The organism is Campylobacter sp. VBCF_01 NA2, assembly GCF_027797205.1.
Classification (GTDB): domain Bacteria; phylum Campylobacterota; class Campylobacteria; order Campylobacterales; family Campylobacteraceae; genus Campylobacter_B.
The window spans coordinates 403,005-417,579 of record NZ_CP115607.1; the positions used below are offsets into that span (position 1 = coordinate 403,005).

Below are 14,575 nucleotides of genomic sequence, written 5' to 3' on the forward strand. Positions count from 1 at the left end.
TTCCTTTCTTAGTTTTAAAATTTGTTTTTATTTCTCTTTTACGGATATTTGGGGCTTCGCCCCAAAGAATTTTTCTTATAAAAAGAAAAAGATTTTTATCACTCATAATCAAATCCTTTGTCTTTTTTTGGAATTCTGTTTTTAGAAAACTTTGAAGAGAGAAGAACTTTTTTTTGTTGCTCCATAACACTCGCAACAGAAATTTCGCTATCTATTTGCATTTCTTTTGCGTTCTCTTGCGTTTTAACGCTTTGGGTGTCTTTTATCGTTTTTTCGTTTTGCGTTGAAATTTGAGCGTTTAATTCTCTGTTTTCACTCTCTAATTTAAAATACTTAGACAAAAACTCACTATATTTTTCCTCGACCTTTTTTGCTACGATAAAATCATCGTTTAAATTTTTCTTTTTAATGATTTCTTGTAGTGTTTCGTTCTGTTCGCCTAGTTCTTGTGCTAGGGCTTTGTGGTCTGTAACTTCTTTGCCAAAATATAAAATACCTTTTTTGGTATGTTTAGCTTTTAGCTCTTGGTAATTATATTTTAGGGCTTTTTTCTCTAAATTTGATAGTTGTTCGTATTCATAATCATTAAACCCTTTGCGCTCATTTAATTTTTCGTTTTCAGTTTGTAAGGCTTTGATTTTTTCATCTTTCTCTTTTTTTTCTTTCTCGGATTGTTCTTTTTCAATTTGCAAAGCTTTGATTTTTTCATCTTTCTCTTTTTTCTCTTTATCGGATTGTTCTTTTTCGGCTCTAAATTTAGCGTTCATTTGCTCTTGAATTAAAGCTATTTGCTTTTCAAATTCAGCCTTACTTATTAGCTCTTTATTTTTGATAGCTTCCCTTATTTTCTTTACTTCTTGTTCTAATTTAGCATAATCAGCCCTTGTAGCGTGGTTTTCTTGTAGCTGTCCCCTTAAATCTTTGATAGTTTCGTTTAACTCTTTTATCGTTAGTTTATCTTTTTCCTTATCTTGTTGTAGCTCTTTTATTGTTAGGTCTTTTTCTTCGGTAGCCTTTTGTAAGTCTTTCATTTTCATAGCGTATTGTTGGCTACTTAACCCTTTTGGTGCTTTTTCTCCATTAGCAGAATAATCAAATCCACGCTCCATACCTAACTCATCGGCTACTATTGTTTGAAGTCTTTTGCCTATATCTCTTTTTTGTCTAGCCCTAAAACATTGTATTCCCTTTTCGTTAAGCGTGATAAATTCGATATGAGCGTGTAAATTTGGGTCAAAGCACTTTTTGCCATTTTCATCTGTATAAAAATGCCCCTCATCTCTATGGACTGCACTGCCGATATATTGCCACCCAAATTCCTTACAAACTTTATCAGCTACTCTTTCAACATCTGCTAGTGTATGTTCTGCGTTTAAAGTTATAACCATTGATTGTTTATAATTTTTTGCTTGAATTCGTTGCTTTGTGCGTTCATAGTAGTTTTGTATGGTTTGAGCCATTATTTCATCTTCTCGCTTTTGCATTTGCTCTGCCGAGCAAGAATATTCATTTAGTTCAGAATAAATATCTTTAATACTTTTTGCTTTTAACTTTTCTTCTTCTTCTCTCGTATCGTGCCAAAAATTTTGTGATTGTCTTGGCTGACAATTAGCATTAGCTTTTGCTGTTTTTGGTGTGTATTTTATTTGATTTGTTCTTTCAATTTTATCGAGTTTAGTCCAAACTCTTTTGGCTCTCCACTCATCATCGCTTCTGTATTTGCGCTTCATAATATTTTCTCCTTTAAAAGAAAGTTGTGATATAATCCTTTTTCGTATGCCCTTGTGGCTAGAAAAAGCGCAACTTAACCCTTACTCGTTAGAGTATAGGGTTTGTAGTGCGCGCACTACTACCCATTGATTATTCACTACGCTCATAATCAAGGGTCAATGCGCCTAATCCGTCACCACAAGGGCTAGGATTAGGATTATCATTTGTAGTGGAAGTAGATTTTGTAAGATGAAAAATTTCATCATCGAGTTTAGCTAACTTATCTTTTTCTTTTTGAAAATTTTTATCTAGCCTATCTTTTTTTGCTTGACAAATTTTATCTAACTTATCTTTTTCCTTTTGACAAATTTTATCTAATTTATCTTTTTCCTTTTGACAAGCTTTATCTAGTTTTTCTTTTTCATCTAAGATAGAATATTGCATATCAAATATTTTATTTTGAAGTTTATTTCTTGCACGGCGTTTGTTTTTTATGATTGTTCTAATATTTGGAGTTTTCATTTTGAAGCTCCAACGACACAAGTTTCTATAAACTCTTTTATATCGCTTGTTTTATATAAAATTTTTCTGCCTATTTTGTAATATTTTAAATGTGGTTTATCAGAGAGTTGGCTTTTTTGAGTTCGCAATTTTTGTTGGGATATTCTTGTCAATCCATACATTTGCGTAACTTGTTCGATTGTTAAAAATTCATCGTTGATGATATCTATTTTTTGCATAATTTGCTCCTTGCTTGTAGAAAATTTTTACAAGGGCATTATAATGTGTTTATTTTAAAAAGTCAAGCAGTTTAAGTAATTTTTATAAACTTATTTTAGAATTTAATAGATTTTAATCATTTAAAGTATCTTTCAACACTTTTTTTAAATTTGAAATTACAATGTCTTTATCTGATAATTTTTGCTCTAATTTGTGTATTTTTAATAAAAGAAACAATGCTTTTTCCATAGGTTCGCTTACTTCGCCCCTTGCCACTGCATTTTTAAAAGCTCCCTCAGTGTAGCCTGTAAGTTGCGATAATTCTTTGTATTTTAGTCTTAGGAATTTTGAAACACGCTTTATAGGGTTAAGAAATTCTAAATATAAAACTTCCAAATTTGCTTTTGTAAAAAATACTTTATCTAAAATTTTCTTTTTATCATTTAGCATACCCCTAGCTTGGATATATTCGATGAAATCATCATACTCATCAAAATTAAAATTTTGCTCTTTTAGAAAATCATCTATGATTTTTTTATCTTTTTCGTTTATCATCGCATTGTCCTTAAATTTTCTGATTATTTTAACATAAATTATTTTTAATTTCTTTTTACTAGAAATTTAATTCTGTAAAAGGAAAAAATCAAATTCCAAGTGGTTCTATTGAATTTAGATAATCTCCATACCATTGCAATAAAGCCCTTTTTTGCTCGATTGTTGCCCTTTCTAGTTGATAGCTGTATTCTACTTTATTGCGTTGTTTGTGTGCTATACAATCCTCGATAGTATCGTTATTTGCACCATTTTCCTTTGTGTGTATATTGCAAAGCGTTTTAAATGTCTTTCTAAAACCGTGAGCCGTTAATTTGCCTTTCCATTTGTCTTTTCCGCCCATATTTTTACAAGCCTTATTTAGGTTATTTATGCGATTTTCGTGGGCTTTTTTTAGTTGTTCTTCGTTCATACTTTCATAACCAAATATAGGGAAAACATACTCAAAATTTCCACTATATAGCTTTTGAGTTTCTAAAATTTTTAACAAATATGTTGATAATGGCACACTATGGCGAATTTTCCTTTTCATTGCGCTTGCAGGGTAATTTAATACCTTGTTTTCGTAGTCTATCCACTCCCATTTGATTTTAACGGTGTTTGCAGGGCGATTTGCGCTTAATACTTGAAATAAGACCATACGGCGCACTTCATCGCTGATTTTTGTTCTTTCTCTCAAATCTTTTATCCACTCTTTAATCTCATTTTCTTTGATAAGCCCCTTTTTTCGAGGGTCGTAATCGTTTTGGGAGTAGAAATTGTGTTTGCTAGGAAAATACTCTTTTAAGCCTCTTGTAGGATTTTTGCTGATATAGTCGTTGTTTATGGCTATATCAAAAATATCTCTCATATAGTTTATAAGCCTATCTATAAGTTCAAGTCTGCTTGCTGTTATGTTTTCTGGTCTAAAAATAGGGTTTAAAACCTCTAAAAGTTCAATTTGTTTAATGTCTTTGATATCTCTGTCTTTAAATTTTGGGAGTATGTATCTTTTGAATGCTTGATACATTTTATCGGTGTAATCTTTCGAATTTTGTTTATATTTTTGCCTGAAAAATATTTCTAGCAAATTACCAAATTTAAATTTATCATCTCTATTGTCAAAAGTTCCACCATTTTCAAGCCTTTTAAGTTCTGCAATAGCATCTCGCCTAGCTTCTGCGACAGAATACACATTTTCTCTAAATTCTTTGATTTTTTTATATTTGCCTTTATATCTAATTTCAAAAGTTTTTATTCCCTCGGGATTAACAAAAATATAAAGCTCTTTTGGGTCGCCTACTGCTTTAATATATCGCTTATTTTTTGGTTCTAAATTGCGTATATCTTTATCCGTTAAGTGTGCTTTGCTTACATTTCCCATTTTATCGACCTTTTGAAGTGGTTTTTTTGAAAAAGTTACTTAATCGGTTTTAAGTAACCTATTAAGTAACTTAATTAAAACAATTTAATTATATCACAAAAATAACTAAAAATAATCAAAACTAAACTAAATGCCCTTAAAATGGGAGCTAAAAGAGATTAAAAAGAAGTAAAAACAACTTAAAAAAAGCTTAAATGGTGGAGGTGTGCGGGATCGAACCGCAGTCCAAAAACAAACGACCAAAGCCTCTACATGCTTAGCAAAAGTGAAATTCTCGCCCCAGCTTGCTCACTTTTCAAAACAACTCGCCAAAGCAAAGACTAAATTTCGCCCCGCGCCTCGTCAGAGCGCGAAACTACGCTATCTAGGATTACCCGCTACCGCGCTTAGATAGTATGGGCGCAGTGCAGGGCTCGACTGCGATTACGCTACTTTTGCGTAAGCAGGAGCAAAATTTTTGTTATTTGCGTTTAATTTTAATTTGGATTTTATACGCTATATCCGAAGCGGCATGCCACCTTGACCAATCCATTTCTGTCGAAGCCAAGTCACCCCCAAAAGGAAGTCGCACATTTTACTTCAAAAATTTTATATTGTCAAATTTGGGTTAAATTTGCCAAATTTAGGCTATAATCGCAAAAAATTTTTAAGGATAGAATATGGCAAAAATCACTATAAATGACCTTTATAAAATGAAAGAAAACAGCGAAAAAATCGTTATGATCACAGCATACGACGCACTTTTTGCCAAAATTTTTAACGACCAAGTCGATATGGTGCTAGTAGGCGATAGCCTAAATATGAGCTTTGGCGGACACGATGAGACTATCGGCATAAGTGTCGATGAGATGATTTATCACGCAAGGGCTGTCAGGCGCGGTCTAACTCGCCCGTATTTGGTCGTGGATATGCCGTTTTGTTCGTGCGCCACGCCCCAGCTTGCGCTTAAAAACTGCGCCAAAGTCTATGAAAAGACAGGTTGCGACGCCGTTAAAATCGAGGGCGGAAAGGACTTTGCCGCTACCGTCGAGCTTCTTAGCAAAAATGGCATTGCCGTTATGAGCCACATAGGACTGCGCCCGCAACTTTCTCGCTTTCAGGGTGGTTACAAGGTAAGCGGTCGTGAGAAAAATGCGCTAAATTTGCTTCTTGATGACGCCAAAGCCGTGCAAGATGCTGGGGCGGTTTTGCTTCTGCTTGAAGGCACGGTCTCTGGCGTGGCAAAAGAAGTTATGAGCGTCGCAAATGTCCCTGTCATCGGTATCGGCGCAGGTTCATGCGACGGACAGGTGCTAGTGTGGAGCGATATGCTGGGCTTTTTTGACGAATTTAAGCCAAAATTTGTAAAACGCTACCTGAATGGTGCCGAACTTGTGCGAGAAGCTGTGAAAAACTACGCTAACGATGTAAAAAAAGGCATTTTCCCAAGCGAAGAATTTGAGTATTTGAAGTAAATTTAGGCGTTTTATATGAAATTTTATTTGTAAAAAATTTATCAATATAAGGTTTGTTTTGAAATATAGTATCGGTAAAGTAATTTCTAAGTCGATTAAAGAGAGTAAATGGCTTAGCATAGAGTATGTCAATCAATACGGCAAAACAAGCTATTTTTGGTGCGCGGTTTTGGATATCGATGTAGAATACAAAAAATTAAAAATCGATATGTTTAATATCGGCGTGTTTAATCATGGCGAAGGAATAGACGCCAAAGGCGGAAATATCTTTTTCGACAAGATAAAAAGAGCCAAGGTCATCGACGGGACATATTATTCGTGCGAACCGCATTTAATCGATAAAATAGAAAAAAATATCTCGGAACTTGCGTGGCTAGAATTTGATAATTTCGACGACAAAATTTTAGAATATTACAGCGAAGCAAAAAAGCTCGATGTCGATCCATGTCAAAATGATTATTCAAATGTCGATGGAATCGATGTTAGAACGCTACTAAAAAATGAGAAAATTTTACTAAGCGACGAGCAGTTTAAAAGTATCGTAAATGATATTTACGACAAAGAAAAATTTGAGCAACAAAACAAATATTCGCAACTTGCAATCAATAAATTATCGATTTACGACAATAATAAACTCTATGTGGTTGCGTATTATCCGCTGTTTTTGGATATAAAAGAAAAAAGCTTGATGATTAATGGCGAATTAATAATCAATAATAGCTTTTTGATTGACGGAAATAAAAAATCGTTGGCTGAGTATTTGAGCATGAATCCAAGCGAATTTGCTGGATTGTTGCAGGTTGATTACGAAAATACAAAAGAGCTATTAAGGGAAAATTTAAATAGCAACGAAAAACTAGATGAAAATCCGCTCTTTATGCTCATAACTAGGGAAATTCGCATGGATTTCGACCCAGTGTATGAAGGCATAGTGCAAAAGCATAAAAATGGCACTCTCGAACACCCGCTTAAAGCTTTTTTTGGCGAACTCTCCAAGCGAAATATGGGAAAAACTGAGCCAAATATCGTATTAATGGATAAAAATGTCAATATCGATCAAATAAGAGTGGTTTATAATGCGATGAAAAATCCAGTTACCTATGTCCAAGGACCCCCAGGCACAGGCAAAACCACTACGCTGATGAATGTTGTTTTATCATCTTTTTTAAACGATAGAACATGCCTAATTTGCTCGAATAACAACCACCCAATCGATGATATTTTGAAAAAATTTAAATTTAAGTATAAGCACAAAGAGATACCATTTCCGATTATTAGGCTTGGAAATCGCGTAGAAATCGGCAAATCATTGGATAGGATTAGAATTTTACTAGAAAAAAATGATGAAAATATCAAAATTTATGATGATAGATTAAAAGAAATTGGCGATAAAACTTCCAAAAGATATAGTGATTTAAAATCTCTACTGGCAAAGTATGAAGAAAAGCAAGAACTGCTCCAATCCAAAGCAGAGCTCGATAAATTTTATGATTTTGTGATGAATAATGAAAAATCATCAAAAAAACTCAAAGACAAACTTGCAGAGCAAAAAAACACCATTGAGGAAAAATTGCAAAATTTGCCCGATATTAGCAATGAAGAAGTTTTGTCAAATGTCAAATTTGTCGGAGATGACTCTGATTTTTTAATGTATTTGTATTTTAGTTCGTTTAAATTCATAAAAAGGCTAAAACAGCCAAGCTACAAGGATTTAAGAGATATTATCAGCATTGACGATAAAGAAAATCAAATTACCGAATTTACAAAATGGCTAAAACAAAGCGAGAATTTTAAAAAATTTCTAAAAATTTTCCCTGTAATTGCATGCACAAATATCGCGTGTTTGAAACTTGGCGACAATGAAGCTTATTTTGATATTTGCATAATGGACGAAGCAGGACAATGCGATGTCGCAGCCTCGCTTGTGCCGATTTCAAAAGCTAAAAGATTGCTTCTAGTAGGCGATGTAAATCAACTCCAACCCATAACGACGCTAGATAACTGTATCAATGATAAATTGATGGAAAAATACGAAGTTCCAAGGCAGTATGATTATTGCGGGAATTCTATTATGAATTTAATGTCGCGTGTCGATGAAATTTCAACTAAAATTTTACTTAGCTATCATTACAGATGTGGCAAAAAAATAGCTGATTATTCAAACCACAGATATTACGGCGGCAAGCTAAATATCCAAACTTCCTTAGGCGAAAATCAATTAGAATATGTAAAAGTGCGAAATAAAGAATTTGCTAGCGAGCGAAATTCATACCTAGCCGAAGCCTTGGCGGTTGTAGAATATATCAAAGAAAACAAATTAGACGAAAACAGCGTCACCGTAATAACGCCATTTAGAAATCAAGCCCATCTCATACAAAGCGAATTAGCTAAGCAAAATTTAAATGTGAAATGTGGGACGATTCACACCGTTCAGGGTTCTGAAAATCAAACCATTATATTTTCCCCCGCAATCGGAGTAAAAAGTTCTCTAAAAACCTACGAGTGGCTAGCGAATAATAAAGAGTTGATCAATGTAGCAGTTACCAGAGCCAAGGATAAATTGGTTTTAGTAGCCGATGATGAAGCCTTAGAGGCTCTATCGAATAAAGAAATGGACGATGATATTGCTAGTCTTAGCCATTATGTCAAACAAAACGGAAATATAAGCGTATCGCACTCAAAGGTCAATAAAATCGAAATCGGTCTCTCAAACAGCTCACGGTGCGAAAAAGAATTTTTTGAAACGATAACTCATTTTTGTAGCGTTTATAAAAAATTTAGTGTTAAGCGAAATCAAAGCGTTAGCAAGGTGCTAAAATCAATCGATGATGAGGAGCTAAAATCATACTTTACAAAAGCAGAATTTGATCTGGTTTTATACTCAAAAGATGAGTTTGGTGCCACTAAACCGCGCCTAGCTATCGAGTTAAACGGCGGCGAACACTACATTTCAAAAAGCAAAAGCATAGACAATGATAAAAAGAAAATGCAAATATGCCAAAAGTGTGGTATTTCTTATCTTTGCTTGCCAAATTCATACTCTAAATCGTATGAAACTATATCGAATTTAATATTTGCATTAAACGGCGAAAGCGATGAAGAGTATAATTTGTTTAGCCAAATAGAGCCGTGAAATTTAAAATTTCAATTTAATTAAAATTTCGCTAAACTACGCATTTATTTTAAATTTGAGAAAATCATGGACAGAATCGTAGAAATAGAAAAATTAAAACTAGATGAAGCGTCGGAAATTTCGCTAAGACCGGCGAATTTCGAGGATTATATCGGGCAAGAAAAAATCAAATCGAACCTAAACATAGCAATCACGGCCGCCAAAAAGCGTGCCGAGTGCCTAGATCATGTGCTGTTTTATGGGCCACCAGGGCTTGGCAAGACCACGCTTGCGCACATTATCGCCACGCAAATGGGAGCCAATATCAAAGTAACCGCCGCTCCGATGATAGAAAAAAGCGGTGATTTAGCCGCGATTTTGACAAATCTCGAAGAGGGCGATGTGCTTTTTATCGATGAAATTCACCGCCTCTCCCCTGCAATCGAAGAAGTTTTGTATTCTGCGATGGAGGATTTCCGCCTCGATATCATCATCGGCTCAGGCCCAGCGGCGCAAACCATTAAAATCGATATTCCACACTTTACACTCATCGGTGCGACCACGCGTGCAGGCATGATTTCTGCGCCACTTCGCGATCGCTTTGGTATGCAGTTTCGCTTGCAGTTTTACACCACCGAAGAGCTTGCCAAAATCGTAAAAATCGCCTCAATCAAACTCGAAAAAGAGTGCGAAAAAGACGCTAGTAGCGAGATTGCGCGTCGTAGTCGTGGCACGCCACGCATCGCGCTTCGGCTTTTGAAACGCATAAGAGATTTTGCCGAGGTCAAAGACGAGAAAATCATCACCAAAGAGCGCGCAAACGAGGGTTTGGACGCGCTTGGGGTCAATGAGCTTGGATTTGATGAGATGGATTTGCGATACCTTGCGATTTTGGGCGAAGCGGGCAAGAGAGCCATGGGGCTAAGCACCATCGCAGCGGCACTTAGCGAAGACGAGGGCACGATCGAAGATGTCATCGAGCCGTATTTACTCGCAAACGGCTATATCGAAAAGACAGCCAAAGGGCGCATTATGAGCGTGCGCGCAAAATCAGCCCTAGGATACGAAACCAGCCCCGATGAGCGGGGGCTTTTTGATTAAATTTAAAATCCGAATAAATTTAATAAATAGTATTTTGTAAGTTACACACGGCGAAATATTGTAATTTTGGTAAAAGGAGAGAGATTGAAAGATTTAAATTTTATAAATTTACGAGTAAATTCACTTAATTTTTTCGTGCTTTTTGCGCTTTCGTATATGCTATTTGTATCACTTGCGTATGTCCTAGCTAAGGGTATGCCAGTCGCAATAAATATAGTTAAATTTTTCTTTATAGATATGATTTTTGTGAGTGCTTTCATCGCCATTGGGGGGGCTTTGGCGCGATGAAAGGGCGTTTTTTAAGAAATTTTGCTTTATCTTTTTACTCATAAGCATTCCGCTGTTTTTAAATTTTACCACACCTTCTTTGCTAATAAATCGTAGTCCTAGTCTAAATTTCGCTTTTTTCGCTGTTTTGGCATTTGTTTTACTTATAGTTTTTAGATTGATTAAATTTAAAATAGTGCGAATTTTGCTCTTTGTTTTGATGATAATTCCTAGTGCATTTTATCTAGTGTATTTTTCGCAAACAGGTGGACTTTTTAACGAATACTCGCTTATAGCGATACTCCAAAGCGAACCAGGCGAAGCCATAGAATACCTAAACACGAAATTTAACCTTTATTTGCCCTTAATCATTGCTTTTTTTATTTTGTCGTATTTTGTCATTTTTTCTAAATTTGAGCGATTAAATTTCGTTAAATTTGATTTCGGCGCAGTATTAAAAGTGGCTATATGCGCGCTTTTGGTATTTGATATTTTTACTAAATTTAATTTTAGAAAAATGCAAATTTATGCCATATCGTTAGATAAGGCAAATGAATTTTTGCAAAGCCTAGACAAATTTAAGCAAAACGAAAACGAGCGAATTAGTGGCGTAAAAAATTTAAAATTTAGCGATGAAAAGGCTCTTTATGTCCTTGTCATCGGCGAAAGCCAAAACAAAAATCACATGAGCGTGTATGGTTACAAGCACGATACTACGCCATTTTTGCGCGAATTTGCAAAGCAAGGCAACTCGGTATTTTTCACAAATGCCTTTTCAAATCACAGCTTTACAATTCATGTGCTTTATCAGTTTATGACAGCGCGAAATCAATACAATGAAATCCCGCAAGAAAAGGCTATTAGCCTAATAGAACTGGCAAAAATGGCAAATTTTGAAACTATATATATCTCAAATCAAGCAAAACACGGCATTTATGGCTCGCCACTTTCTATGCTTTTTGCTAGCGCAAATCAAAAATTTTGGCTCACTGCGCTAGGCACAGATAGATTTCATCGCCCAGAAGAGCCGTATGATGAGAAAATTTTGCCAAAAATCGATGAGATGAAATTCGGGGATAAAACACTTCTTATCTTGCACCTTATGGGCGCACACTGGAAATACGAAGCAAGGTATCCAAAAGATTTTGTAAAATTTGAATCAAAATACGACAATGCGGTATTTTATAATGATTTCATAGTGCAAAAAATTTACGAAAAAGTGCGCAAAATGCCGAATTTCAAGGCGCTTGTGTATTGCGCTGATCACGGCGAGGATATGCTTTATCAGCACGATAGCTCAAATTTTACTATGGATATGGCGCAAATCCCGTTTTTTGCGTATTTTAGCGATGATTGGATAGCTTTAAATTCGCAAAAATTTGCACAAATCAAAGCCAATGCAAACGAGTATTTTACAAATGATTTGATATTTAATTTCATAAGTGGCATTATGGGGATAAAATCATCAGTCGATGAGCCGTATAATGATATTTCCGGCGAATTTTACGACGCAAATAAAAGCCGTTTTAAAACGCTTCATGGAAAAAGAAAAATTTTAGAATAGTTTTAAATTTTGCATAAAAATATTATAATGTTTTTTAAATTAATTTAAAAGGCAAATTATGAAATTTATAAATTTTTGCGTTTTGGCGATACTGGGCGCAGTGTTTTTGGGTTGCGAAAGCAAAAAAGCGTGGATTATTACAGGGCAAATTTAAGCGCAGCCAAAGGCCGCATTATGAGCGTGCGCGCAAAATCAGTCCTAGGATACGAAACCAGCCCCGATGAACGGGGACTTTTTGATTAAATTACGTTAAATTTGCAAAATTTAACGCAAAATTTTGCAAATTTTAAAAAATTTCAAATATCAAAATTCAGGCGAAATTCGTTTTTATCATAGCTTATTAGTCCGTCTTTCGCCATTTTGCTAAGTTCGTTTGACATAGCGCTTCGATCCACACCTAGATAATCAGCCAGCCCCTGCCTAGAAAACGGCACACAAAAGCTGGTGCTTGCGTTTTTGAGTGCTTGCTCACCAAAATAAGAAAGCAATCTCTCTCGTATAGTCTTGGGCGCAGTGTGCATCATGCGGGCTGAGAGATTTAGGTTTTTGTTGCTTGAAATTTTAAACAGATTATAGATGATTTTGTGATGAAATGGGCAATTTTTGGCACAAGAAGTTAGAATTTTGCGCAAATTTAAAAATAAAATTTCACTTGGCTCTGCGCTTACAACATCGCATTCTAGGGGTTTTGCGCTTATGGCGTAGTTTGCAGCAAATATATCGCCTCTGGTAATACGCCCAAAAATATTGCTATTTCCGCGCAAGAAATTTACGACAATATCCACGCTCCCGCTTAGCACGAGCCCGATTTTTGTAGTGCTGTCCCCACAGCGAAAGATTATCTCATCTTTGGCGAATTTCGCCCTTTGTGCTTCCAAGCAAGGGAGCAAATCTGCAATCTCATCTTCGCTTATGCCGTTAAAAAGTATGGTTTTGGATAAATTCATAAATTTTGCCTTTTTGTTGTTATAACAACAGAAATTAATTTTGCATTATATTATAATGCGCCTTGAATTTCAAATTTCAAAGGAGAAATTATGGAAAATATGTTTTGTTTCCAATGCCAAGAGACGGCTAAAAACACAGGCTGTACGATTAGTGGCGTATGTGGCAAAAAACCAGAAGTTGCAGCTATGCAAGATTTGTTAGTTTATGTTACAAAAGGGCTTTCAAGCGTAGCTTGTGCGCTAAGGGCGCAGGGTAAAAGCGTAGCAAAAGAGGTAAATCACAGAGTAACGATGAATTTATTCGTAACTATTACAAACGCAAATTTCGATAATCCTGCGATTATCGCAATTATCAAAAAAACCCTAGAAATGAAAAAATCGCTTATCGCAAATTTAGGCGATTGTTCAAATTTGCCAAGCTTTGCCCTTTGGGAGGGAGAAGAAAGCGAATTTGCACAAAAAGCAAGAGAAGTCGGAGTTTTAAGCACGGCTGATGAGGACAAACGAAGCCTAAGAGAGCTTACCACTTATGGATTGAAGGGGCTTGCTGCGTATATGAAACACGCAAATGCCCTAAATAAGGAAGATGAGAGCATTGATATTTTCATCCAAGAGGCTTTGGCAAAAACCCTTAATGATAGCCTAAGCATTGATGATTTAATCGCTCTTGCCATGGAGACTGGCAAATTTGGCGTATCTGGTATGGCTTTGCTAGATAGCGCAAATACAGGCGCTTACGGCAATCCTGAGATTAGCGAAGTAAATATCGGCGTAGGGAAAAATCCCGGAATTTTAATTTCAGGGCATGATTTGCGCGATTTAGAAATGCTATTGGAGCAGACACAAGGCAGTGGCGTAGATGTCTATACACACTCTGAAATGCTTCCAGCCCACTACTATCCGTTTTTCAAAAAATATCCGAATTTCATCGGAAATTACGGTAATGCGTGGTGGAAGCAAAAAGAGGAATTTGAGAAATTTAATGGTCCGATTTTAATGACGACAAACTGCGTCATAATCCCGCCAGAGAGCTACAAACACAGACTTTGGACGACAGGTGCTGTGGGCGTGGAGGGTTGCTTGCACATTAAGGGCGAACACGGCGAAAATAAGGATTTTGGCGCCATAATCGAGCAGGCCAAAACCTGCGCCCCACCGACACAAATCGAAAGTGGTAAAATCGTAGGCGGTTTTGCTCACGCACAGGTTTTCGCCCTAGCTGATAAGGTCGTAGAAGCTGTAAAATCGGGCGCAATCCGTAAATTTGTCGTCATGGCTGGGTGCGACGGACGGGCGAAATCTAGGGAGTATTACACTGAGTTTGCAAAAGCTTTGCCAAAAGATACTGTGATTTTAACCGCAGGTTGTGCGAAATACAAATACAATAAGTTAAATCTCGGCGATATAGGTGGAATTCCGCGAGTGCTAGATGCAGGACAATGCAATGATTCTTATTCGCTAGCATTAATTGCGCTTAAATTAAAAGAAATTTTCGGTCTAAATGATATAAATGAACTTCCACTAGCATTTAATATCGCTTGGTATGAGCAAAAGGCGGTTATCGTGCTTTTAGCGCTTTTATATCTTGGCGTGAAAAATATCCACCTTGGACCTACACTTCCAGCGTTTTTATCGCCAAATGTAGCAAAGGTATTGGTCGAAAACTTCGGCATTGCGGGCATTAGCTCGGTTGAGGCCGATATGAGATTGCTTGTTGGATAAATAATAATAGTTCTCCTTTTATGCTCGCCGTTTTGGCGAGCAAATTTTAACCCCAAATTCGCT

The 14,575-nt window shown here is 36.0% G+C and carries 12 protein-coding genes and 1 other RNA gene; 6 read left to right on the forward strand and 7 right to left on the reverse strand.

Annotation, left to right across the window (positions count from 1 at the left end):
* Positions 1-98: 98 nt before the first annotated feature.
* From PF027_RS02240 to ssrA, 6 genes are all read right to left on the reverse strand, one after another.
* Positions 99-1,730, reverse strand: coding sequence for a hypothetical protein (locus PF027_RS02240; RefSeq protein ID WP_270877323.1), 1,632 nt, complete (start codon positions 1,728-1,730; stop codon positions 99-101).
* Between the two features lie 130 nt (positions 1,731-1,860).
* Positions 1,861-2,232, reverse strand: a complete 372-nt coding sequence (locus tag PF027_RS02245; RefSeq protein ID WP_270872301.1) for a hypothetical protein — start codon at positions 2,230-2,232, stop codon at positions 1,861-1,863.
* Positions 2,229-2,450, reverse strand: coding sequence for a helix-turn-helix domain-containing protein (locus tag PF027_RS02250; RefSeq protein ID WP_270872302.1), 222 nt, complete (start codon positions 2,448-2,450; stop codon positions 2,229-2,231). The genes PF027_RS02245 and PF027_RS02250 overlap by 4 nt, the downstream gene beginning before the upstream one ends.
* Positions 2,451-2,562: 112 nt before the next feature.
* The gene (locus PF027_RS02255; RefSeq protein ID WP_270872303.1) at positions 2,563-2,985 is read right to left on the reverse strand and encodes a hypothetical protein; all 423 of its coding nucleotides are present in this window, start codon (positions 2,983-2,985) and stop codon (positions 2,563-2,565) included.
* Between the two features lie 88 nt (positions 2,986-3,073).
* A complete protein-coding gene (locus PF027_RS02260; protein ID WP_270872304.1) occupies positions 3,074-4,345 on the reverse strand; it encodes a tyrosine-type recombinase/integrase in 1,272 nt (423 codons plus the stop codon).
* A 195-nt stretch (positions 4,346-4,540) separates the two neighbouring features.
* Positions 4,541-4,901: a transfer-messenger RNA gene (ssrA, locus tag PF027_RS02265) on the reverse strand.
* A 103-nt stretch (positions 4,902-5,004) separates the two neighbouring features.
* On the opposite strand from ssrA, the gene panB reads away from it, so the two are divergent.
* The 5 genes from panB to PF027_RS02290 all read left to right on the forward strand — a co-directional run bounded on the left by panB (position 5,005) and on the right by PF027_RS02290 (position 11,843).
* On the forward strand, positions 5,005-5,799 hold the full coding sequence (panB, locus tag PF027_RS02270; RefSeq protein ID WP_270872305.1) for a 3-methyl-2-oxobutanoate hydroxymethyltransferase: 795 nt from the start codon (positions 5,005-5,007) through the stop codon (positions 5,797-5,799).
* Between the two features lie 58 nt (positions 5,800-5,857).
* Positions 5,858-8,932 carry an AAA domain-containing protein gene (locus tag PF027_RS02275; protein ID WP_270872306.1) on the forward strand — a complete coding sequence of 1,025 codons (3,075 nt, stop codon included), beginning with the start codon at positions 5,858-5,860 and terminating at the stop codon, positions 8,930-8,932.
* Positions 8,933-8,998: 66 nt separating this feature from the next.
* Complete coding sequence (gene ruvB / locus PF027_RS02280) at positions 8,999-10,012, forward strand: Holliday junction branch migration DNA helicase RuvB (RefSeq protein ID WP_270864436.1); 1,014 nt, start codon at positions 8,999-9,001, stop codon at positions 10,010-10,012.
* Between the two features lie 84 nt (positions 10,013-10,096).
* Positions 10,097-10,300: a hypothetical protein gene (locus tag PF027_RS02285; protein ID WP_270872307.1), complete on the forward strand. Its 204-nt coding sequence runs from the start codon at positions 10,097-10,099 to the stop codon at positions 10,298-10,300.
* 157 nt (positions 10,301-10,457) lie between these two features.
* A complete protein-coding gene (locus tag PF027_RS02290) occupies positions 10,458-11,843 on the forward strand; it encodes a phosphoethanolamine transferase (RefSeq protein WP_270877324.1) in 1,386 nt (461 codons plus the stop codon).
* Positions 11,844-12,139: 296 nt separating this feature from the next.
* Here the strand turns inward: PF027_RS02290 and PF027_RS02295 are convergent, their stop codons facing one another.
* The gene (locus tag PF027_RS02295) at positions 12,140-12,790 is read right to left on the reverse strand and encodes a Crp/Fnr family transcriptional regulator (RefSeq protein WP_270877325.1); all 651 of its coding nucleotides are present in this window, start codon (positions 12,788-12,790) and stop codon (positions 12,140-12,142) included.
* Positions 12,791-12,880: 90 nt separating this feature from the next.
* On the opposite strand from PF027_RS02295, the gene hcp reads away from it, so the two are divergent.
* A complete protein-coding gene (gene hcp, locus PF027_RS02300) occupies positions 12,881-14,512 on the forward strand; it encodes a hydroxylamine reductase (RefSeq protein WP_270877326.1) in 1,632 nt (543 codons plus the stop codon).
* Positions 14,513-14,575: the final 63 nt, after the last annotated feature.